Annotated in this window: 18 protein-coding genes; 7 read left to right on the top strand and 11 right to left on the bottom strand. The window is 60.2% G+C overall.

Features of this window, described 5'->3' with window-relative positions:
* Positions 1-4: 4 nt before the first annotated feature.
* Positions 5-1,363 (bottom strand): two-component system sensor histidine kinase EnvZ, encoded by a 1,359-nt coding sequence (envZ, locus tag LB453_RS03665; protein WP_103796344.1) that lies wholly within the window; start codon positions 1,361-1,363, stop codon positions 5-7.
* Positions 1,360-2,079, bottom strand: coding sequence for a two-component system response regulator OmpR (gene ompR, locus LB453_RS03660; protein ID WP_001157751.1), 720 nt, complete (start codon positions 2,077-2,079; stop codon positions 1,360-1,362). Before ompR ends, envZ begins: the two co-directional genes overlap by 4 nt.
* Positions 2,080-2,610: 531 nt before the next feature.
* On the opposite strand from ompR, the gene yjbE reads away from it, so the two are divergent.
* The 4 genes from yjbE (at position 2,611) to LB453_RS03640 (ending at position 7,735) form a co-directional block, all read left to right on the top strand.
* A complete protein-coding gene (yjbE, locus tag LB453_RS03655) occupies positions 2,611-2,850 on the top strand; it encodes an exopolysaccharide production protein YjbE (protein WP_103796343.1) in 240 nt (79 codons plus the stop codon).
* Positions 2,851-3,004: 154 nt separating this feature from the next.
* The gene (gene greB, locus LB453_RS03650) at positions 3,005-3,481 is read left to right on the top strand and encodes a transcription elongation factor GreB (protein WP_103796342.1); all 477 of its coding nucleotides are present in this window, start codon (positions 3,005-3,007) and stop codon (positions 3,479-3,481) included.
* Positions 3,482-3,581: 100 nt separating this feature from the next.
* On the top strand, positions 3,582-5,909 hold the full coding sequence (locus LB453_RS03645; protein WP_103796341.1) for a Tex family protein: 2,328 nt from the start codon (positions 3,582-3,584) through the stop codon (positions 5,907-5,909).
* Between the two features lie 134 nt (positions 5,910-6,043).
* The gene (locus LB453_RS03640) at positions 6,044-7,735 is read left to right on the top strand and encodes an alpha-amylase family glycosyl hydrolase (protein ID WP_103796340.1); all 1,692 of its coding nucleotides are present in this window, start codon (positions 6,044-6,046) and stop codon (positions 7,733-7,735) included.
* On the opposite strand, the gene LB453_RS03635 is transcribed toward LB453_RS03640, so the two are convergent.
* Positions 7,736-8,005, bottom strand: coding sequence for a YdgH/BhsA/McbA-like domain containing protein (locus tag LB453_RS03635; RefSeq protein WP_103796339.1), 270 nt, complete (start codon positions 8,003-8,005; stop codon positions 7,736-7,738).
* A 169-nt stretch (positions 8,006-8,174) separates the two neighbouring features.
* Positions 8,175-8,951, bottom strand: coding sequence for a pimeloyl-ACP methyl ester esterase BioH (gene bioH, locus LB453_RS03630; RefSeq protein WP_103796338.1), 777 nt, complete (start codon positions 8,949-8,951; stop codon positions 8,175-8,177).
* Positions 8,952-8,986: 35 nt separating this feature from the next.
* On the opposite strand from bioH, the gene gntX reads away from it, so the two are divergent.
* Together gntX and nfuA are read left to right on the top strand one after the other, a co-directional pair.
* On the top strand, positions 8,987-9,667 hold the full coding sequence (gene gntX / locus LB453_RS03625; protein ID WP_103796337.1) for a DNA utilization protein GntX: 681 nt from the start codon (positions 8,987-8,989) through the stop codon (positions 9,665-9,667).
* A gap of 58 nt (positions 9,668-9,725) precedes the next feature.
* Positions 9,726-10,301 (top strand): Fe-S biogenesis protein NfuA, encoded by a 576-nt coding sequence (nfuA, locus tag LB453_RS03620; RefSeq protein ID WP_103796336.1) that lies wholly within the window; start codon positions 9,726-9,728, stop codon positions 10,299-10,301.
* Positions 10,302-10,344: 43 nt separating this feature from the next.
* On the opposite strand, the gene malQ is transcribed toward nfuA, so the two are convergent.
* The 4 genes from malQ to glpE all read right to left on the bottom strand — a co-directional run bounded on the left by malQ (position 10,345) and on the right by glpE (position 14,724).
* Positions 10,345-12,417 carry a 4-alpha-glucanotransferase gene (malQ, locus tag LB453_RS03615; RefSeq protein WP_103796335.1) on the bottom strand — a complete coding sequence of 691 codons (2,073 nt, stop codon included), beginning with the start codon at positions 12,415-12,417 and terminating at the stop codon, positions 10,345-10,347.
* A gap of 331 nt (positions 12,418-12,748) precedes the next feature.
* Positions 12,749-13,507, bottom strand: coding sequence for a DeoR/GlpR family transcriptional regulator (locus LB453_RS03610; RefSeq protein WP_033753150.1), 759 nt, complete (start codon positions 13,505-13,507; stop codon positions 12,749-12,751).
* A gap of 32 nt (positions 13,508-13,539) precedes the next feature.
* The gene (gene glpG / locus LB453_RS03605) at positions 13,540-14,364 is read right to left on the bottom strand and encodes a rhomboid family intramembrane serine protease GlpG (protein WP_103796399.1); all 825 of its coding nucleotides are present in this window, start codon (positions 14,362-14,364) and stop codon (positions 13,540-13,542) included.
* 33 nt (positions 14,365-14,397) lie between these two features.
* Entirely contained in the window at positions 14,398-14,724 is a 327-nt protein-coding gene (glpE, locus tag LB453_RS03600) for a thiosulfate sulfurtransferase GlpE (protein ID WP_103796334.1), read from the bottom strand.
* A 227-nt stretch (positions 14,725-14,951) separates the two neighbouring features.
* Between glpE and glpD the strand changes: the two genes are divergently transcribed.
* A complete protein-coding gene (glpD, locus tag LB453_RS03595) occupies positions 14,952-16,460 on the top strand; it encodes a glycerol-3-phosphate dehydrogenase (RefSeq protein WP_103796333.1) in 1,509 nt (502 codons plus the stop codon).
* A gap of 1,285 nt (positions 16,461-17,745) precedes the next feature.
* Here glpD and glgP read toward each other — a convergent pair.
* From glgP to glgC, 3 genes are all read right to left on the bottom strand, one after another.
* The gene (gene glgP / locus LB453_RS03590) at positions 17,746-20,193 is read right to left on the bottom strand and encodes a glycogen phosphorylase (RefSeq protein ID WP_224481596.1); all 2,448 of its coding nucleotides are present in this window, start codon (positions 20,191-20,193) and stop codon (positions 17,746-17,748) included.
* 21 nt (positions 20,194-20,214) lie between these two features.
* A complete protein-coding gene (gene glgA, locus LB453_RS03585) occupies positions 20,215-21,648 on the bottom strand; it encodes a glycogen synthase GlgA (protein WP_224481595.1) in 1,434 nt (477 codons plus the stop codon).
* 70 nt (positions 21,649-21,718) lie between these two features.
* Positions 21,719-23,005, bottom strand: a complete 1,287-nt coding sequence (gene glgC, locus LB453_RS03580; protein ID WP_103796330.1) for a glucose-1-phosphate adenylyltransferase — start codon at positions 23,003-23,005, stop codon at positions 21,719-21,721.
* Positions 23,006-23,009: the final 4 nt, after the last annotated feature.

The following is a 23,009-nucleotide window of genomic DNA, read 5'->3' as shown; positions in this document are numbered from 1 at the left end:
ACTCTCAGCTCTGCGTCGTACCGCTGCTGCCCGGCGCAGCCTGCTCCGACAGCGGCAGCCAGGCGCGAATGCGCAGTCCGCCGCGCTCGCTCTCACCAATCTCCAGCGATCCCTGATGCGCATCGATAATGCGCTGCACAATCGCCAGCCCAAGGCCAGTGCCGCTGGTGCTGCGCGCGCTGTCGCCGCGTACAAAGGGCTGCAGCAGATGGGTCAGCTGCTCCGGCTTGATACCCGGGCCGTCATCCTCGACCTGGAACCAGGCGCGATGCAGTTCGCGACCGCTGCTCACCTTGATCCAGCCATTGCCGTAGCGCGCCGCGTTCACCACCAGGTTCGCCACCGCACGCTTGATCGACAGCGGGTTGATATCGAGCATCAGCTCTTCCGGCATCACGGCGTTCTCAATCTCGCGCTCGTAGCCGCTTTCCGCCGCCACCACCTCACCCAGCACGCTGTTGAGATCGGCGCGCTCGGTCTGGATCTCCTGGCCAGTGCGCAGATAGTCGATAAACTGCTCAATAATGGCGTTGCACTCTTCGATATCTTTATTGATCGATTCGGCGAGATAGCCATCCTCCGCACTCATCATCTCGGTTGCGAGGCGAATGCGCGTCAGCGGCGTGCGCAGGTCGTGGCTGACGCCCGCCATCAGCAGGGTGCGATCGTCCGCCAGCTGCTTCACGCCAGAGGCCATCTGGTTAAAGGCGCGCGTAACCGAACGCACCTCCGAGGCACCGTACTCGCGCAGCGGCGGTGGAATAATGCCTTTGCCGACCTGCAGCGCCGCGTGCTCCAGGTCCACCAGCGGTCGGTTCTGGATGCGGATAAACAGCCAGGCGCCGCCAATCGCCAGCAGCATAATCGCCAGGGTGTAGCGGAACAGCGGCGAGAAGTCGCCCTGATGGATTTCCGTCAGCGGCACGCGCACCCAGATATCGGGCGAGAGCCAGGTTTTCAACCAGACCACCGGCGAGTTTTTATTGACCTCGACGCGCACGTCGGTGGGCCCGCCAAGCTGCTGGCCCATCTGCTCACTCAGAAATTCATAGTGCTGCGCCCAGCGCAACCCGCTCTCTTCGGCTGCCGCGTTGGTATAGAGCGAAATACCCAGCTCGCGATAGATCTCGCGGCGAAACGCGGGCGGCACTTCCAGCTGCGTACCATCTTCCAGCTGCAGCCGGTCGGTCATCAACATGCGCACTTCATACGCCAGCACCTTGTTGAACTGCTGCAGGCTGGGAAGAATGGCGAAGTTGAGCACCACCAGATAGGTCGTTACCAGGCTGACGAACAGCAGGGTAACGATCAACAGCAGGGTGCGGGCAAACGAGCTGCGAGGCGAGAAGCGCAGTCGCCTCATGCTTTAGAACCGTCCGGAACGAATACGTAGCCCAGGCCCCAGACCGTCTGGATATAGCGCGGATGCGCCGGATCTTCTTCTACCATGCGGCGCAGGCGGGAAATCTGCACGTCGATAGAGCGCTCCATCGCGCTGTATTCGCGTCCGCGCGCCAGGTTCATCAGCTTGTCGCGCGACAGCGGTTCGCGCGGGTGGCTCACCAGCGCCTTCAGCACCGCGAACTCACCGCTGGTAAGCGGCATCGGCTCATCTTCGCGGAACATTTCGCGCGTGCCGAGGTTCAGCTTAAATTTGCCGAACGCGATCACCGCCTCTTCCTGCGAAGGGGCACCCGGCAGCTCATTGGCCTGACGGCGCAGCACGGCGCGGATGCGCGCCAGCAGCTCGCGCGGGTTAAACGGCTTAGGAATATAGTCGTCGGCACCGATCTCCAGTCCAACGATACGATCGACCTCTTCGCCTTTCGCCGTCACCATAATAATCGGCATCGGGTTGCTCTGACTGCGCAGACGACGGCAAATCGACAGGCCGTCTTCGCCCGGCAGCATCAGATCCAGCACCATCAGGTGAAAGGATTCGCGGGTCAGCAGACGATCCATCTGCTCGGCGTTGGCGACGCTGCGCACCTGAAAGCCCTGCTCGGTGAGATAGCGTTCCAGCAGCGCACGTAAACGCATATCGTCATCAACGACCAGAATTTTGTAGTTCTCTTGCATTTTCTACTCCCAAAGGCGCCATTGCCTGAGCCGATATTGTTAAAAAAAGTTGTCTGTCTGGGACAGTCATTAATGGTTTATATTCTAGCCGAAATTGTTACAAAGCATATTAAACAGGAGCTTATCTTTAATTTTAGCGCTGCGTTGAGAGCAAAATCACGCGGTTAAGCGCTGCGGCTCAGGCTTGCGGCAAATCTGAAAGTCAGGCGATTTTTCTCGCCATCGGCGGTCGCAAAATCGCCCCCGTTATTAATCAAACTTGCAGATCAACCAGTTAACGCGCGATTTGACTTTAGCGCCATTCGTCGCCTTGCCCGGCTGTGGCAATTTTAGCCAGCCCGGCCCGCCAACAGCATAAAATACCAGCCTTTGCGCGCGGTGCCGCATGCTTCTCTCGGATTTGCGCTATTTTTATTGCAATTCAGACCATTTAAAAATAAAGCCCGCTAAATCAATCAGTAAAGCTCTCTTTCCGCCCTGGGGGAATTGCACCACACTGCTTTCACTCGCTTCACTACAGGGAAAGCAATAATGAAAAAAACGTTGTTAGTGCTGGGTGCGCTGGCCACCCTCGTTCTGAATCCGGCCCTGGCGGCGACCGCAACCGGCGAAGCTGCCGGCGCGCAGGCTTCCACCACCGCACAGGGCAACTCTAACGCTATCGGCGTCGGCGCCGTTGCTGCGCTGCTCGGCGTGGCGCTGGCGACCGCTGGCGGCGGCGACAAAGGCACCTCTTCTTCTACCACCACCGCCACCGTGGCGGGAAAATAACGATTTAAGCCCTTTTCTCTTTTTGTACCTGCCCCTTTCGCCACCGGGGAACGACACAAAGGGTTTTCACCGTTGAAAACCTGTTCCCCGACTCTTTTTTGCCGCGCCTGCTTTGCTTTACACTGCCTGCTTTTCCGCTTCTGAGTCGATACGTATGAAAACCCGACTGATCACCCGTGAAGGCTTTAATAAGCTGAAAGCCGAGCTCGACTATCTCTGGCGCGAAGAGCGTCCCGAAGTCACAAAAAAAGTGACCTGGGCCGCCAGCCTCGGCGATCGTAGCGAAAACGCTGACTATCAGTACAACAAAAAACGCCTGCGCGAAATCGATCGCCGCGTACGTTACCTGACAAAAAGCCTCGAATCGCTGCGCATTGTCGACTATTCACCGCAGCAGGACGGCAAAGTCTTTTTCGGCGCCTGGGTAGAGGTGGAGAATGACGAGGGCGAGGTAAAACGCTTTCGCATCGTCGGCTACGATGAGATTTTTGGCCGCAAAGACTATATCTCTATCGACTCGCCGATGGCGCGCGCGCTGCTGAAAAAAGAGCCGGGCGACGCCGTGACGGTAGAGACGCCGCTGGGTCCCGCGCTCTGGTACGTCAACGAGATTTCCTATCCGGACGCCTGATTCAGAATATCGCTGAAAGCCGCCCCCATCGCTGGCAATTTCACTTTTCAGTCCGTATAACTGTCCCCTGTTTTTTAACCCTGTAAGCAAGACAGAATCGATGATGAAAGATCTCAGCCACATTATTGCCAGTGAGCTGCAGGCGCGTGCGGAGCAAGTTGAAGCCGCCGTACGTCTGCTGGACGAAGGGAACACCGTGCCGTTTATCGCACGCTATCGTAAAGAGGTGACCGGCGGTCTGGATGACACCCAACTGCGTCAGCTGGAGACGCGCCTCGGCTATCTGCGCGAGCTGGAAGAGCGCCGCCAGTCGATTCTGAAGTCCATTGACGAGCAGGGCAAACTCACCGGCGAACTCGCCAGCGCCATTAACGGCACCCTCAGCAAAACCGAACTTGAAGACCTCTACCTGCCCTATAAGCCCAAACGTCGCACCCGTGGCCAGATCGCTATTGAAGCCGGTCTGCAACCGCTGGCCGAGAGCCTGTGGCAGGACGCGTCGCAGGATCCCGAACAGCTCGCCGCACAGTATGTCGATGCGGACAAAGGGGTCGCCGACGTCCGCGCCGCGCTCGACGGCGCCCGCTATATCCTGATGGAGCGCTTCGCCGAAGACGCCACGCTGCTGGCGAAGGTGCGCGACTACCTGTGGAAAAACGCGCATCTGGTATCGCGCGTGGTGGAGGGCAAAGAGCAGGAAGGGGCAAAATTCCGCGACTACTTCGATCATCACGAAGCGCTGAACAGCGTGCCGTCGCACCGCGCGCTGGCGATGCTGCGCGGGCGTAACGAGGGCGTGCTGCAGCTGTCGCTGAACGCCGATCCGCAGTTCGACGAGCCGCCGCGCGAAAGCTACGGCGAAACGCTGATCGCCGAGCATCTTAACCTGCGCCTCAACGGCGCCCCGGCCGACGCCTGGCGCAAGGCGGTGGTGAGCTGGACCTGGCGCATCAAGGTGATGCTGCATCTGGAAACCGAGCTGATGGGCACGGTGCGCGAGCGCGCCGAAGACGAAGCGATCAACGTATTCGCCCGTAACCTGCACGATCTGCTGATGGCGGCGCCGGCGGGCATGCGCGCCACCATGGGCCTCGATCCCGGCCTGCGCACCGGCGTCAAGGTTGCGGTGGTGGACGCCACCGGCAAGCTGGTGGCGACCGATACCATCTATCCGCACACCGGCCAGGCGGCCAAAGCCGCCACCGTGGTTGCCGCGCTCTGCGCCAGACATCAGGTAGAACTGGTGGCGATCGGCAACGGCACCGCCTCGCGCGAGACGGAGCGCTTCTTCCTTGAGGTGCAGAAACAGTATCCGCACATTACCGCGCAGAAGGTGATCGTCAGCGAAGCGGGCGCCTCGGTCTATTCCGCCTCGGAGCTGGCGGCGCTGGAGTTCCCGAACCTCGACGTCTCGCTGCGCGGCGCGGTCTCAATCGCCCGACGCTTGCAGGACCCGCTGGCGGAGCTGGTGAAAATCGATCCGAAATCGATCGGCGTTGGCCAGTATCAGCACGACGTCAGCCAGAGCCAGCTGGCGAAGAAGCTGGATGCGGTGGTGGAAGACTGCGTAAACGCCGTCGGAGTCGATCTCAATACCGCCTCCGTGCCGCTGCTGACGCGCGTTGCCGGTCTGACGCGCATGATGGCGCAAAATATTGTCAGCTGGCGCGACGAAAACGGCCGTTTCCAGAACCGTCAGCAGCTGCTCAAAGTGAGCCGTCTCGGCCCGAAAGCCTTTGAACAGTGCGCCGGCTTCCTGCGCATCAACCACGGCGACAACCCGCTTGACGCCTCAACGGTTCACCCGGAAGCCTATCCGGTGGTGGAGCGCATTCTGGCGGCGACCGAGCAGGCGCTAAGCGATCTGATGGGTAACCCCGCCAGCCTGCGTAACGTTAAGGCGGTCGACTTTACCGACGAGCGCTTCGGTCTGCCGACCGTCACCGACATTATCAAAGAGCTGGAAAAGCCGGGCCGCGATCCCCGTCCTGAATTTAAAACCGCGCAGTTCGCCGAAGGGGTCGAAACCCTTAACGATCTGCTGCCGGGCATGGTGCTGGAAGGCGCGGTGACCAACGTCACCAACTTCGGCGCCTTTGTCGATATCGGCGTGCATCAGGATGGTCTGGTGCATATCTCCTCCCTGTCGGACAAGTTCGTTGAAGATCCGCATCAGGTGGTGAAAGCGGGCGACATCGTGAAGGTAAAAGTGCTGGAGGTCGATCTGCCGCGCAAACGCATCGCGCTTACCATGCGTCTGGATGAGCAGCCGGGCGACAGCAACGCGCGCAGCAGCGCCCGCAGCGCACCGCGCGACAGCGCACGTCCAGCCGGCGGCGCCAAACCGCGCGGCCGTCAGAACAGCCAGCCTGCGGGCAACAGCGCAATGGGCGATGCGCTGGCGGCGGCGTTCGGCAAAAAACGCTAAACCCCACGCGCGCCCGACTGATTCTGGATCGGGCGCGCGTAACCACCTCTGTAAAGTTGAAAATCCCTCCCTGAGCGCTACGCTGAAAACACGCCTGCATAAAAAACAACCCGGGACGTGGCACCCAATTCGCGATGGAAACGATCACAGCGCTGCTCGACAAAATCTATGCTGATACCTTTCCTCAGGCGGCGCGCGAGCGCTTACTGAGTCACATTATTGCTGCACGCGACGCCGTTAAGCTGCCGCGCAAGGCGCACTGGGACGAGCAGGATATCGTGCTGATCACCTACGCCGATCAGTTTCGCGAAGCGGAGGTGCCGACGCTGCAGAGCTTTTCCCGCTTCTATCAGCAGCATCTGCAGTCCACCTTTCCGCTGGTGCATCTGCTGCCCTTTTTCCCCTACTCCTCCGACGACGGCTTTTCCGTTATTGATTACCATCAGGTCAACCCGCTGTGCGGCGACTGGCCAGATGTCGCCAGCCTGCATCAGGAAACGCGTCTGATGTTCGACTTTGTCTGCAACCACATGTCTGCCCACAGCGCCTGGTTTAAACACTATCTGGCGCTCGATCCCGGCTGGGACGACTTCTTTATCAGCATGCCGCCCGCCACCGATCTCAGCGCCGTGACGCGGCCGCGCACCTCGCCGCTGCTGACGCCGTTCGAGATGGCGAACGGCGAAATGCGCTTTATCTGGACTACCTTCAGCGCCGATCAGATCGATCTTAACTTCGGCAACCCCGAGGTGCTGATCCGCATGGTGGACGTGCTGCTCGACTACCTGCAAAAAGGGGCGGACTATGTGCGCCTCGACGCCGTTGGCTATATGTGGAAAACGCCCGGCACGCGCTGCATTCATCTGGAGAAAACCCATCTGCTGGTGAAGCTGTTTCGCGCCATTGCTGATATCGTCGCGCCCGGCACGGTGATCATCACGGAAACCAACGTGCCGCATAAAGACAACGTCAGCTACTTCGGCAACGGCCACGACGAAGCGCAGATGGTTTATCAGTTTTCGCTGCCGCCGCTGGTGCTGCACGCTATCCACTCCGGGTCAGGACGCGCGCTGCGCCAGTGGGCGGGGGCGCTGGAGCCTGGCCAGGGCGGCACCACCTTTTTTAACTTTCTCGCCTCGCACGACGGCATCGGCCTTAACCCGGCGCGCGGCATCCTCTCTGAGGTAGAAATTGTGGCGCTGGTGCGCGATCTGGCGCTGGAGGGGGCGCTGGTCTCCTATAAAAACAATCCCGACGGCACCACCAGCCCCTATGAGATCAACGTCTCCTATCTTGACGCGCTCAACCATCAGAACGACGACGACGACACGCGCCTGCGCCGCTTTCTGCTGGCGCACGCGATTCTGCTGGCCTTTCCCGGCGTGCCCGCTATCTATATCCAGAGCATCCTCGGCTCGCGCAACGACTACGAGGGCGTTAAAGCGGCGGGCCACAACCGCGCCATCAACCGGCAGAAGTTTGATTTAAAGACGATCGAAGCGGCGCTGGCGGACGGCGACAGCCTGCGCCACGCCATCTATACCCGCCTCAGTCAGCTCATCCAGCTGCGCACGCGCCAGCCCGCCTTTCATCCCGATAATCCCATGAGGCTCTACGACAGCGATAACGCGCTGCTGGTGCTAAGGCGTCATCCGCCGCAGCAAGAGGATAGCGGCCTGCTGTGCGTGTTTAATCTGAGCGCTAAAACGGTGGAGATGACGCTGCCGGAGGCGCGCCTGTTTCAGGATGCGATCACAGAGAGGAAAATTGATGGCACCCAGCCACTTACGCTGGATGCCTGGCAGTTTGTCTGGCTGCGTAGCTGATTACTTGTAGACTTCCGCGGTGGCGCTGAATTTGCCGTGTTCACGACCGGCGATCACCAGGTAGTATTTGCCTCCTTTTTCATCAGCCTTTTTAGAGAGTTCGCGTTTGGCGTCCATCGGCGAGGTGGTTTCCGCCGTGGTGTTCACCGTACCGATCTTCTCAAGATTCATTTTTTTCACTTCTTCTTTGGTCACTTCCTTGGCCGCAACCGCCGAAAACGACACTGCGCCCATTACCATTGAAGCTACAACCCATTTCATCACCTTCATTACAGTACCCCTCATTCATTTCCGTTATGTGAGATGTAAGCAGACGCCGGATGCGTCAGGCGAGATGGAACGGCATTATCCTCTCCCTGGATAATTCACATCATTAAGCGGCCATGCCTACCCGGAAAGTATTGTCGCTGATGAGAAAATTGCCAGCGTCGCGCCCGGTTTAACGATAAAACTCCTTTCTGAAATCAAGAATATGCTGGCAGAAGGCGTCCGGGTGCGAAATAAAGGGCGCGTGCGCGGCTTTTTCCATCACGACGGAAGGCGAAGCGGGAAGCGCAGCGTCGAGCAGCGACGCGATGCGACGCGGCACCAGGCCGTCCAGCGCGCCATACAGACGTAAAAACGGCATGGCGAGCTGCGGCAGCCGATCGCGCAAATCGACCTCGCGCAGGATCGCCAGCCCGCCGTCGAGTACCGCCACCGGCGGCATCGGCTGCGCCAGCACCACCTCTTTTAAGCGGCGCGCATCCTGCCGGGCGCTGTCGGTGCCCAGCGTCTGCAACGCCAGGAAACGCTCGACGGTGCGCTGGAAGTCGCTGTTAAGCTGCGTGCGGAAAGTCGCTAACGTCTCCGGCTTAATGCCCGGCCACGCCTCACCGGCGGTAAAACAGGGCGAAGAGGCGACGCTGATCGTTCCCGCGATCTGCTGCGGCGCGCGCAGCGCCAGCTCGGTCGCCACCAGCCCGCCCAGCGACCAGCCCAACAGCAGCGCGCGCGGCGGCAAATGGGGCAGCAGCAGCTGCGCCATCTCCGCCAGCGAAAGCGCGCCGAACCCCTGGCTGCGGCCATAGCCCGGCAGATCGACCAGGTGCAGGCGGAAATGGGGGCTGAGTCGCGGCACGATGCTTTGCCACACCTCCGCGTTCAGCCCCCAGCCGTGCAGCAGCACAAGATCCACATTTCCTTCTCCGCAGGTGCGCCAGTAAAGCGAGGTCATCAGTTACTATCCCGTAAAAGGTTAAGGAGGCCGCTATGCTACCAATGCCCACCCTCTGTTGGCTATGTCGACTGCCGCTGCGCGTCGCGGTACATGGATTGTGCAGCCCTTGCCTGCGCGCCCTGCCGCCGCTGCCGATCCTCTGTCCGCGCTGCGGCCTGCCCGCCGCATCCTCTCGCGTCGCCTGCGGCCGCTGCCTGCGATCGCCGCCCCCCTGGCAGTCGCTGGTCTGCGTCAGCGACTATCAGCCGCCGCTGCGCCGCTGGGTGCATCAGCTGAAGTTTTCCGGCGTAACCGCACTCAGGGTGATGCTGGCGCGACTGCTTTTGCTAAGCTGGCTGGACGCTCACCGCACGCGCGGGCTGACGCGGCCAGATTTGCTGCTCTGCGTGCCGCTGCATAAAAGCCGCGCCTGCCGACGCGGCTATAACCAGGCGGCGCTGCTGGCCCAGCCGCTGGCGCGCTGGCTGGGCTGCGAATTTTGCGACGGCGTGCGCCGCAGGCGACGCGGCGCGCTGCAGCACCAGCTACCCGCCTCGCAGCGCCGCCGCAACGTGCGCGGCGCCTTTCGCCTTGAAATCGACGTGCGCGGACGCCATATCGCGCTAATAGACGATGTGGTGACAACGGGGCATACCGTAGGAGAGATCGGCCGCATTTTGCTGGCGCAGGGGGCGGCCAGCGTACAAATATGGTGCCTGTGCCGTACCTTGTAGAGCGTCGGTGATGGGCGTATTATAACCAACTAAATTAGTCAACTATTGAGCAATTGCCATGATCCGAATTACAGACTCTGCCCAGGAGCACTTCGCTAAACTGCTGTCAAAACAGGAAGATGGCACCCAGATTCGCGTATTCGTTATTAACCCGGGTACGCCGACCGCCGAGTGCGGCGTCTCTTACTGCCCGCCGGACGCGGTAGAAGCGACCGACACCGAGCTGAAGTTCGAGAAGCTTTCGGCCTACGTTGATGAGCTGAGCGCGCCTTACCTTGAAGACGCCGAAATCGACTTCGTGACCGACAATCTCGGCTCTCAGCTGACGCTGAAAGCGCCGAACGCCAAAATGCGCAAAGTCCCTGACGACGCGCCGCTGGCGGAGCGCGTTGAGTACCTGCTGCAGGCGCAGATTAACCCGCAGCTCGCCGGTCACGGCGGTCGCGTCTCGCTGATGGAGATCACCGACGACGGTTTCGCCATCCTGCAGTTCGGCGGCGGCTGCAACGGCTGTTCGATGATTGACGTCACTCTGAAAGATGGTATCGAGAAAGAGCTGCAGGCTGCTTTCCCGGAACTGAAAGGCGTGCGCGATATCACCGAGCACCAGCGCGGCGAGCACTCCTACTACTAATCGCCTCGACGCGCGACAGTCCCCGACCGTCGCGCGCCATCCGCTATTCCCCTCTGCGCGTCTGACTCACCGCCTTTAACAGCTTCGTCACCGCTTTATCCGTAAAGATCGCCTCCAGCGGCTGCGCCAGCTTGCGTCGCCAGTTGGGGTATTGATCCACGGTGCCCGGCACGTTCACCGGGGTGGTCATCCCTATCCAGTCTTCAGGCTGCAGGCCGAGCAGCGCGCTGCCGGTCGCCGCGAGAAATTTATGCATCGCCAGATTGAGGGCGGGCGTCATCGCCAGCTTATCCGCCTGACGCGCGCTGCGCGCCGGCATCGCGCCCGCCTGATGCAGCGCGTCCAGCAGCGCCTGTTTCTGTTTCGCGCGCTGTTCATGCAGCGACTGCAGCACCTCTTTGCCGGGATAGAGCTTAAGCTTCTCCCCCAGCGCGAAGTCGCCCGCGTTCCAGAAGCCGCTCAGCGTCGGCAGATCGTGCGTGCTGGCGCTGGCGATCGACTGACGCGGATAGTCACCGGGCAGGCGATAGCTGCCGTCGCGCTGCTGCTCAAACCACATCACTTTCCATGAAAACACGCCGCTGGCCCGCAGCAGGCCGACAATTTCCGGCGGTACCGTCCCGAGATCTTCGCCAATAACCATGCAGCGATGCCGCTGGCTCTCCAGTGCCAGAATGCCCAGCAGATCCTGTACCGGATAGCTGACGTAGGCGCCTTTATCAGCGGTTTCTCCTTTTGGCACCCACCACAGCCGCAGCAGCGCCATAACGTGATCGATGCGTAGCGCGCCGCAGTCGCGCATATTGGCGCGCAGCATGTCGATAAAAGGCTGATAGCCACGCGCCCGCATCACGTGCGGATCCATCGGCGGCAGGCCCCAGTTTTGTCCCAGCGGTCCGAGGCGATCCGGCGGCGCGCCGACCGAGGCTTCCAGGCGATAGAGCTCAGGATCGTGCCAGGTCTCTGCGCTGCCTTCCGCCACGCCCACCGCCAGATCGCGATAGAGCCCTACCGTCATCTTCAGCGCCTGGCTGCGCGCCCAGCACTGAGCGAACTGGGTTTGCGCCAGCCACTGCAGCCACTGCCAGAAGGCGATCTCCTCTTCATGGGTTTCGCACCAGCGCTGTACCTCAGGCGACTGGCTGTTGCGCCAGCTTTCCGGCCAGGCGGGCCAGCCCCAGGCGTCCGCATCTCCGGCGCGGCGCTCCGCCTGCAGGCCGTCGTAGGCCGCCTGATAGCGCAGGCTGTCGCCGCCGTCATCAACGAAGGCGGCGAATGCCTGCCGCTGCGCGTCATCTTCCGCGCGCAGGCTGAACTGCGCCCAGGCGTGACGCAGCGCGGCAAGCTTCAGCGCCATCACCGTTTCGTAATCAACAAATTCGCTATCGCGCGCTTTTGCCAGCGCGCGCTGGGTTTTCGCCGCTTTCCACCACTTTTGCGCCGCGGCGCTCTGCTGAAAATCTTCCAGCTGCGCCACGCTGATATAGATAATGTTCAGCCAGCGGCGCGACGAGGGGCTGTAAGGACTGGCGAAATCGGGTGTTGCGGGATAGAGCGCATGCAGCGGATTAAGCCCGACGAAGTCACCGCCCTGACGCGCCACCTGCTCCAGCAGCTGCTGCAGATCGCCAAAATCGCCGATGCCCCAGTTATCGGCGGAGCGCACGGTATAGAGCTGCACCAGCGCGCCCCAGCGCTTCTCGCCGTTGCGCAGCGGCGCGGGCAGCCAGCAGCGGCGCGGCGTCAGGATCAGGCGCGTCTGCCACTGCTTCCGGCCTTTAGTCAGGGTCAGCTGGTGATAGCCATGCCCGAGCGGCGACGGCAGCTTAAAAGGCTCGCCGGCCTCAAGTTCACCGCTAAACTCGCGGCCCTTTTCGCTGCGCAGCCGCCACTGATAACGGCCGCGCCCTTCCGGGTTAAGCTGGCGCGCTGCGCCGCCGCTCAATACCTGCACCGGCGGCAGCGGCGCACCCTTCTCTTTTGTGGCATCGCCCATGACCGCAAGCAGCGCGCGCTTGGTTTCGTCGCTGATGGCTTCCGGTTCGCCTTTGGCGTTGGTATAGGTCAGGGAGATTCCGGCGGCTACTGCCGCGCGATCCAGTGCGCTCTCTTTCATGCTGTCCCCTTAGCGTCTTAATCCAATGCCATTGAGTTGCGGTGTGATAGATGTTTGCGCGCAGGCAAACAGAGCATTAAGTAAAGACGGCGCTGGGGAAAAAATCGACAGGAAACAAAGAAAAAGGCGGGCTGGTCAGAAATGCAAGCAACAAGCGGAAGGGTCTGAAGCGCAACAGGGACAATGGCGGGAGCGCGTTTAAGCAACGCAACGCGTTGGCTGTTTGAGGCGCACCTCAACGATGAGGTGCGTATTTGTGCGGGTCGAGCCGGCAAAGATGCTGCTGTTACGCCGGTGCGATGGCACCAGCTCAGAGGCACCTTTTGCGCAATCAGCAGAGTTCGAGCTGCACCTCATGCTGCTCGATCACCTTCATAATGCTGGCGGGCGGCTGCTTGTCGGTATAGAGCTGGTCAATCAGCCCCATATTGCCGAGATTCACCATTGCGTTGCGGCCGAATTTCGAATGGTCAACCACCAGCATCACGCAGCGTGAGTTTTCGATAATGGCGCGCTTGGTGCGCACCTCGTGGTAGTCAAACTCCAGCAGCGACCCGTCCATATCGATGCCGCTGATGCCGAGGATGCCGTAGTCGAGGCGGAACTGAGAGATGAAGTCGAGGGTCGCTTCTCCCATAATGCCGCCGTCGCGCGTGCGCACTTCGCCGCCTGCGATAATCAGGCGAAAATCGGGCTTACACATCAGCAGCGTCGCCACATTGATATTGTTGGTTACCACGCGCAGATTCTTATGGTTCAGCAGCGCATAGGCCACAGCCTCCGGCGTCGTGCCGATATCGATAAACAAGGTCGCGCCGTCTGGAATTTCGCTGGCGACGCGTTCGGCGATGCGCGCTTTTTCCGCCGACCACATCATCTTACGTTCCTGCCAGGCGGTATTTTCAGAGCTGGACGGCAGCGCCGCACCGCCGTGATGGCGCTGAATTTTATTCTGATCGGCGAGGTCGTTGAGATCGCGACGGATGGTTTGCGGGCTTACCTCAAAATGTTCTACCAGCTCTTCGGTACTGACATATCCCTGACGCCGGACCAGATCGATAATGGCGTCATGACGTTGCGTCTGCTTCACATTACTCTCCTGTTTTCTCTTCTTATCCGGCGCTAACGGCGCCGCACTGCACGGGTGTCGACAAAGGCCATCGCCAGCCCGACCAGCAGACCGGCGACGTGGGCGCCGTTGGCGATGGCGAGCCCGAACGCGCCATACCAGCCGATCACCAGCCACACAATAGCGAAACCAATCAGTCCACGTTCCAGATAGACGCCGCTTTCAGGGTCGCGCTCGCCGCGCAGCCAGCAGTAGCCCATCAGCGCATAGACCACGCCCGACAAACCGCCGAACCAGATGCCGCTAAATTTCGCCTGTACGAAACCGCTGAGCAGCGCCGAGATCAGCATAATGACAAACAGCTTGCCGCTGCCGAGCCGCTTCTCCACCGCGCCGCCGAGATACCACCACCACATCAGGTTGAACAGGATATGCAGCAGCGAAAAGTGCAGCAGCGCATGGCTGAACCAGCGCCACACCTGAAGATACTGGCCCGGCCCGTCCGGCCAGCTCAGCCACAGCAGCACCGTCTGATCGCCAAAGATCTGCATCAGGATAAATACCGCGATACAGGCAAAAAGCACGGTCATGGTGAGCGGACCGGCGCGATCGCGAATATTGCCCCACAGGTTGCTGCGCTCGTAGCGCAGGCCGCTTTTGGTGTTGCCGGTATGCCAGCTGGCGGCCTGATAGCGAGGATGGTCCGGCTGGCGCACGAACTGCTGAAGTTCGTTTTCGACCATTTCAAGCTGGCTCTCGTCATCGAGCAGGATGAGGTAATGACCATCCTGCTCAATGCGCAGCGCGACGCCGCGCGTCGCCATATAGTCGACAAACGCCTGCGCCATGCGCGGGTTATTAAACTGCGTAATACGCACCATTACTCACTCTCCTTGTTCATCAGGCGCGGCTCACGCGTCGCCGGTGACAACCTGCGCCGGAAACGCGGCGCGCCAGGCGTCAAAACCGCCATCGATGCTGTAGGCGGCGCTGAAGCCCTGACTCAGCAGATATTGCGCGGCGCCTTTGCTGCTGTTGCCGTGATAGCACATCACCAGCACCGGCAGCTCGCGGCTGGCGCTGGACAAGAAGTCGTTAAGGTTGCCGTTGCTCAGGTGCAGTGCCTTTTCCGCATGGCCGAGGGCGAAGCTTTGCGGATCGCGAATATCGACCAGCTGCGCGCCCTGTGCCAGATGTTCGCTGGCCTGCTGAACGTTAATGCATTCGAAGGTTTCCATGATTCTCTCGTTAAGACGTCACAATTACCCTCTAGTGTAACCCGATAAGCAGTCCCAATAACCTGACAAAGGGTCCGGCTTTGTATTTATTTATCAACAAGAATGTTAGCTATATCACGCTAAAATGTTTTTACCACGTTAAACACTGGCATCAATGTTGGTTTGCGATTATGATTATGCTCGAAAACGAACATTAATGAACTATTCCGAACATCGGAGGAGATGACGTGGAAACCAAAGACCTGATCGTGATCGGCGGCGGCATCAACGGTGCCGGCATTGCAGCAGACGCTGCAGGACGCGGCCTGTCAGTGCTGATGCTGGAGGCGCGGGACCTGGCTTGCGCGACCTCTTCCGCCAGTTCAAAGCTGATTCACGGCGGCCTGCGCTACCTCGAACACTATGAATTCCGTCTGGTCAGCGAGGCGCTGGCCGAGCGTGAAGTGCTGCTGAAGATGGCACCGCATATCGCTTTCCCGATGCGCTTCCGTCTGCCGCACCGTCCCCATCTGCGTCCGGCGTGGATGATTCGCGCTGGCCTGTTTTTATACGATCACCTCGGCAAACGCACCAGCCTGCCGGGCAGTAAGAGCCTGCGTTTTGGCGCGGATTCGGCCCTGAAGCCGGAAATCACGCGCGGTTTCGAATATTCAGACTGCTGGGTAGACGATGCGCGCCTGGTGGTATTGAACGCGCAGGAAGTGGTGAAGCGCGGCGGCGAGGTGCGTACCCGCACTCGCGTAACGCGCGCCTGGCGTGAAAACGGCCTGTGGATGGTGGAAGCGGAAGATGTCGACAGCGGTAAAACCTATACCTGGCGCGCAAAAGCGCTGGTGAATGCGGCTGGCCCCTGGGTTAAGCAGCTGTTCGACGACGGCCTGAAGCTGAAATCGCCTTACGGCATTCGCCTGATTAAAGGCAGCCATATCGTGGTGCCGCGCGTGCATAACGAGAAGCAGTCTTACATTCTGCAGAACGAAGATAACCGCATCGTGTTTGTTATTCCGTGGATGGACGATTTCTCCATTATCGGCACCACCGATGTGGAATATAAAGGCGATCCGAAGAACGTCAAAATCGACGAGAGCGAGATCGACTATCTGCTCAAGATTTACAACAGCCACTTCAAGAAGCCGCTGGCGCGCAACGACGTGGTCTGGAGCTACTCCGGCGTGCGTCCGCTGTGTGACGATGAGTCTGATTCACCGCAGGCGATTACCCGCGACTATACGCTGGACGTGCGCGACGATAACGGTCAGGCGCCGCTGCTGTCGGTGTTCGGCGGCAAGCTGACCACCTATCGTAAGCTGGCTGAGCACGCGCTGGAGAAGCTGACGAAGTATTTCCCTGATGCTGGTCCGGCATGGACGAAAAACTGCGTGCTGCCGGGCGGCGATATTGCCGGTACCCGTGAAGATTACGCTGCCAGCCTGCGTCGTCGTTATCCGTTTATTACCGAAGGTATGGCGCGTCATTTCGCCCGCACCTACGGCAGCAGCACTGAAACGCTGCTCGACGGCGCGACTCGCCTTGAGGACCTGGGCGAGAACTTTGGTCACGATTTTTATGAAGCCGAGCTGCGCTATCTGGTGCAGAACGAGTGGGTGCGCGAGCTGGATGACGCTATCTGGCGCCGCACCAAGCAAGGGATGTGGCTGAACGAGGCGCAGCAGGCGCGCGTGGCGGAGTGGCTGGCGATGCATAGCCAGAAGCCGAGTTTGTCGCTGGCGAGCTAAAGAAGAGTAAGATTAACGGGGCGATAGCCCCGTTTTTTTTGCCTGTTGGACAGGCGGATCAGGTTCGCTGCGCGAATGGGGGCTGAGCGGGGGCCGCTCGCTGGCGGTTGACTGTGCAGCAGGTGGCTTGTGTTCGCTGCGCGAACGGGCGCTGAGCGGGGGCCGCCCGATGGGGGTTGACTGTGCAGCAGGTGGCTTGTGTTCGCTGCGCGAACGGGCGCTGAGCGGGGGCCGCCCGCTGGGGGTTGCCTGTGCAGCAGGTGGCTTGTGTTCGCTGCACGAACGGGCGCTGAGCGGGGGCCGCCCGCTGGGGGTTTGACTGCGCGACAGGTGGCTTATGTTCGCTGCGCGAACGGGCTCTGAGCGGGTTCCGCCCGCCAGGCGGCAGGGAGTTTCAGCAGCTCCGCTGCCGGCGTGCGTGTTAAGGGGCTCGCCAGCCCCTTAACAATCCCGGCTTCCGGCAGCCTCCACGCCGCGCTCCGCGCGGTCCCTTCGTTGCTTACGTCGGCCCCACGGACCGGTCGGGACAGGCCGTCCTGGCCTGGCCCTCCCTCTCGCCGACGTCCTGTCGGCTCGTCCTGGCCGCCGTGCGCGCCTCAGCGTGTCGGATGCCTCTCCCACCCCCCGCCTGTAATTTCCCTGTTTTTTATTAACGGCTGCGTTGTCTGTATGCAGGGTTCGCCCTTACAGAGATAAGGTTGCGGTTTTTATTAACGACGGTGTCGTCTGAATACATGATTCACGCTTACAGCGACAAGGTTGCGGTTGTTATTAACGGCTGTGTCGTCTGAATACATGATTCATACCTGCAGCGATAAGGTTGCGCCTTCAGAAATCAGGACGTGCAGCGGGGGTTGTGGGGGCCATCGCAGCCGCTGAGCGGAGGAGGGATTTCAGGACGAGCGGCAGGGATGCCGCGAAGAGGCTGGCATGAGCCAGGGATGGCGAATCCAGCCGGTCCGTCAGAAATCCTGACAGAGCGAAGGGACCCGCGCAGCGGGCGGGTGAGCTGGCCCGGGGCGCGGGTGCAGGGCCGGCGCCTACCGGCCCTGCTCGGTCGCCCGCAGAGGGCGAAATGAAACTGCCCGGCTGCCGGGCGAACGAAACCTGCTCAGAGCCGCCTGCGCAGCAGGCATCCCGCCCAGCGAACAAGCCCCACTCAGAGCCACCTGCGCAGCAGGCAACCCGCCAGCCGAACAAGCCCCACTCAGAGCCGCCTGCGCAGCAGGCAAACCGCCAGCCGAACGAAACCTGCTCAGAGCCGCCTGCGCAGCAGGCAAACCCCTCACAGCCTCACTGGCTTAATATGCCAAATCTCATCCGCATACTCCTGAATCGTACGGTCAGAAGAGAAATACCCCATATTGGCAATATTCAGCGCAGCGCGACGCTGCCACTCCTCCGGCTTACGATAGAGCTCATCCACCTTATCCTGGGTATCCACATAGCTGCGGTAATCCGCCAGCAGCTGATAGTGGTCGCCAAAGTTCACCAGCGAATCGAACAGATTGCGGTAGCGGCCTGGCTCCTGCGGGCTGAAAACGCCCGAGGCGATTTGCGTCAGCACCTGATGCAGCTCGGCATCCTCTTCGTAATATTTACGCGGGTTGTAACCGCCGCTGCGCAACGCTTCGACCTGCGGCGTGGTGTTGCCGAAAATAAAGATATTCTCCTCACCCACATGCTCCAGCATCTCTACGTTGGCACCGTCCAGCGTGCCGATGGTCAGCGCGCCGTTAAGCGCGAACTTCATATTGCTGGTGCCCGACGCCTCGGTGCCCGCCGTCGAAATCTGTTCGGAGAGATCCGCCGCCGGAATAATGATCTGCGCCAGGCTGACGCTGTAGTTTGGAATAAACACCACCTTCAGCTTGTTCTTCACCTGCGGATCGTTATTGATCACGCTCGCCACATCGTTGATCAGGTGAATAATATGCTTGGCGGTGTAGTAGGCCGAAGCCGCCTTGCCGGCAAAGATATTCACGCGCGGCACCCAGTCAGCGCTGGGATCGGCCTTGATACGGTTATAGCGGGTGATAACGTGCAGCACGTTCAGCAGCTGACGTTTATATTCATGGATGCGCTTGATCTGCACGTCGAACAGCGCGTGGGGATCCAGCACCACATCCATATTCTTCGCCACCCAGTCCGCCAGGCGGCGCTTGTTATCAAACTTGGCGTCGGCGACTTTCTCGATAAACGCCGGATAGTCGATCTGCTGGTTCAGCTCGGCGAGCTGGCTAAGATCGGTACGCCAGGTGCGGCCAATCTCCTCATCCAGCAGTTCCGACAGCGCCGGGTTAGCCAGCGCCAGCCAGCGACGCGGCGTCACGCCGTTGGTCTTGTTGCAGAAACGGCCCGGGAACAGACGCGCAAAGTCGGCGAACAGCGACTGCACCATCAGATTGGAGTGCAGCTCAGAGACGCCGTTAACCTTGTGGCTCACCACCACCGCCAGCCACGCCATACGAATACGGCGGCCGTTGTTCTCATCAATGATCGAAATGCGCGACAGCAGATCCCAGTCATCGGGGTAGTACTCCTGAATGGTCTTCAGGAAGTAGTCGTTGATCTCGAAAATAATGCCGAGATGGCGCGGCAGGATCTTGCCGATCATCTCTACCGGCCAGGTTTCCAGCGCCTCGCTCATCAGCGTGTGGTTGGTGTAGGAGAAGACCTGACAGGTTACTTCAAACGCATCGTCCCAGGTGAACTTGTGCTCGTCGATCAACAGGCGCATCAGCTCCGGGATCGCCAGCACCGGATGGGTATCGTTAAGGTGGATGGCGATCTTGTCCGCAAGGTTGGACCAGGTTTTGTGCATCTGCCAGTGACGGTTAAGGATATCCTGCACCGTGGCGGACACCAGGAAATACTCCTGACGCAGACGCAGCTCGCGTCCCGAGTAGGTTGAATCGTCGGGATAGAGCACGCGCGAGACGTTTTCCGAGTGGTTTTTATCTTCTACCGCAGCAAAGTAATCGCCCTGGTTGAATTTGCCCAGGTTGATTTCGTTACTCGCCTGCGCGCCCCACAGGCGCAGCGTATTGGTGGCGTCGGTGTCGAAGCCGGGAATGATTTGATCGTACGCCATCGCGACGATCTCTTCGGTTTCCAGCCAGCGGACCTTCGCTCCCTCATGCTGAATGCGGCCGCCGAAGCGCACCTTGTAGCGCGTGTTGTAGCGCTGGAACTCCCAGGGGTTGCCATACTCCAGCCAGTAATCGGGCGACTCTTTCTGCTCGCCGTCGATAATATTCTGCCGGAACATGCCGTAATCATAGCGAATGCCGTAGCCGCGTCCCGGCAGGCCCAGCGTGGCGAGCGAGTCGAGAAAACAGGCGGCCAGCCGCCCCAGCCCGCCGTTACCGAGGCCGGGGTCGTTCTCTTCTTCCATCAGATCGGCAAGGTTTAGTCCCATCTCGTCCAGCGCCTGATTGAGATCGTCATAAATGCCCATTGCCATTAAAGCGTTGCCCAACGTCCGGCCCAGCAGAAACTCCATCGACAGGCAGTAAACCTGGCGGACATCCTGCGACAGCTGCGCGCGGCTGGAACGCAGCCAGCGCTCCACCATGCGGTCGCGCACCGCCAGCAGCGAGGCGTTGAGCCAGTCATGCTGGTTCGCCACGGAAGGATCTTTACCGATGGTAAACATCAGCTTATAGGCAATCGAGTGTTTCAGCGCTTCGACCGTCAGTGTCGGCGACGTATAGGTGAAAGGAGCATTCATATCAGTTATCCCAGTCTCTGGTTACAGCAAACGTTGGTAAAGATCGCGGTAGGCCTGCGCGGCCACTTGCCAACTGAAATCCATCCCCATCGCCTGTCGCTGAACGTAACGCCAGAGAGAAGGCCGCGACCACAATACAAAAGCACGTCGAATCGCCCGCAGCAGCGACCAGGCGTTACTGTCTTCAAAGCTGAATCCGCTGGCGATGCCGTCGGCCAGGTTCTCCAGCGAGCTGTCGTTAACCGTATCGGCCAGGCCGCCCGTGCGCCGCACCAGCGGCAGCGTGCCATATTTGAGACCGTAGAGCTGCGTCAGCCCGCAGGGTTCAAACCGGCTCGGCACCATAATGACGTCCGCGCCGCCGACGATGCGGTGCGAGAAGGCTTCGTGATAGCCGATCTGCACGCCAACGCTGCCGGGGTGCTCCGCCGCCGCCGCAAGGAAGCCCTGCTGCAGCTCCGCGTCGCCCTGTCCCAGCAGCACCAGCTGGCCGCCCTGCGCCAGCAGGCCTGGCAGCGCCTCCAGCACCAGGTCCAGCCCTTTTTGCCGCGTCAGACGGCTGATCACCCCAAACACCGGCACGCTGTCGTCCACCTTCAGCCCCATGGCGATCTGCAGCTGCCGTTTGTTCTCCGCCTTCGCCTCCAGCGTGTCGCGGTTGTAGCGCGCGCTGAGCAGCAGATCGTGCGCCGGATCCCAGATACCGGGATCGACGCCGTTAAGAATGCCGCTCAGGCGCCCTTCACGCAGCCGCTGCTCCAGCAGCGACTCCATACCGTAGCCAAATTCCGGGCGCGTAATTTCATGCGCATAGGTCGGGCTAACGGCGGTGATATGGTCGGCGTAAAAGAGGCCCGCCTTCAGATAGGAGATCTGTCCGTAGAACTCCAGCCCGTGCATGTCGAAAAAGGATCGCGGCAGCTCAATTTCGTCCAGATGGCGCGCGTTGAACAGCCCCTGATAGGCCAGGTTGTGGACGGTAAACACCGATTTCGCCGGACGTCCACGCGCCTCCAGATAGGCGCAGGTCAGGCCCGCATGCCAGTCGTGCGCATGCACGATATCGGGCCGCCAGTAGGTGTCGAGCCCGCTGGCGATTTCGCATCCCATCCAGCCCAGCAGCGCGAAGCGCAGATAGTTATCCACATAGGCAAACTGCGACGTATCGTGATACGGGCTGCCGGGCCGGTCATAAAGCTCCGGCACGTCGATCAGATAGATGCCGACGCCGTTGAAATGACCAAACAGCAGCCGTGTCGGACCGGCAAAAGTCTGCAGCTCGGCCACTACCTCCGTTTCAGGGATCCCTTTGCGCAAATCGGGAAAAGCGGGCAACAGCACCCGCGTATCCGTTCCATCCGCAATCTGCGCCTGTGGCAATGCCCCAACAACATCAGCCAACCCGCCGGTTTTTAGCAGCGGAAAAAGTTCTGAACAGACATGTAAAACCTGCATCCTCGGCCTCTTAATAAGTGATCGGGCGCGATCCTCGCGTCGATTATATGGTGCTTGTTATCGTTGTCGGCTACGCGCTGGCCAGCCTGGCAAGCATGGCGCGTGTGACCAGAACGATCCCCTCTTCTGAACGGTAAAACCGACGACTATCCTCGTCAGGATTCTCTCCTATCACCATACCTTCCGGCAGTACGCAGGCGCGGTCGATCACGCAGCGACGCAGACGGCAGGAGCGTCCTACCACCACGTCCGGCAGCAGTACGGCGGAATCGATATTGCAAAACGAGTTAACGCGCACGCGCGGAAACAAGACGGAATTCACCACGACCGAGCCGGAGATGATGGTGCCGCCAGAGATCAGCGAATTCATCGTCATGCCGTGGCTGCCCGAGCGATCCTGCACGAACTTAGCGGGCGGCAACGGCTCCATATGCGTGCGGATCGGCCAGGTAATGTCGTACATATCCAGTTCCGGCGTCACAGATGCGAGATCGAGGTTAGCGCGCCAGTAGGCTTCCAGCGTCCCGACATCGCGCCAGTAAGGCGGCGAATTTTCATCCTGCTGTACACAGGAGAGCGTAAACGAATGGGCGTACCCTTCGCCGCTCGCCACCACTTTCGGCAGAATATCTTTACCAAAGTCGTGGTTGGACTCCGGCTCCTGGAGATCTTCCTCCAGCAGCTGATAGAGATAATCGGCGTTAAACACGTAGATCCCCATGCTGGCCAGCGCCTGCGTATCGTCGCCGGGCATGGCGGGCGGCTGCGGCGGTTTCTCTACAAAGTCGATCACTTTATTGTGTTCATCCACCGCCATTACGCCAAAGGCGGTCGCTTCGTGCAGCGGCACGGGCAGACAGGCGATGGTGCACTTCGCGTTGGCGTCGACGTGGTCGAGCAGCATGCGCGAATAGTCCATTTTATAAATATGATCCCCGGCCAGAATCACGATGTACTGCGCCTGATAGCGGCGAATAATGTCGAGGTTCTGGGTCACGGCGTCAGCGGTGCCGCGATACCAGTGTTCAGTCTGCGTTCGCTGCTGCGCCGGCAGCAAATCCACAAATTCATTCATCTCTTCGTTGAAGATAGACCAGCCGCGCTGAACGTGCTGCGTTAGCGTATGCGACTGGTACTGCGTTATCACGCCGATGCGGCGGATGCCCGAGTTAATGCAGTTCGAAAGAGCAAAGTCGATGATGCGAAACTTGCCGCCAAAGTGCACCGCGGGCTTGGCGCGTTTGGCGGTCAGGTCTTTCAGGCGCGTGCCTCTTCCCCCGGCGAGGATCAGCGCAACCGTCTGTGTAGGGAGCTGGCGGGCCAGCATCAGGTGATCGGTTCTGTCTAACTTAACCATGTCT

This window comes from Pantoea agglomerans, assembly GCF_020149765.1.
GTDB classification, from domain to species: Bacteria; Pseudomonadota; Gammaproteobacteria; order Enterobacterales; family Enterobacteriaceae; genus Pantoea; species Pantoea alvi.
This window is presented reverse-complemented; position numbering and strand designations above follow the sequence as displayed.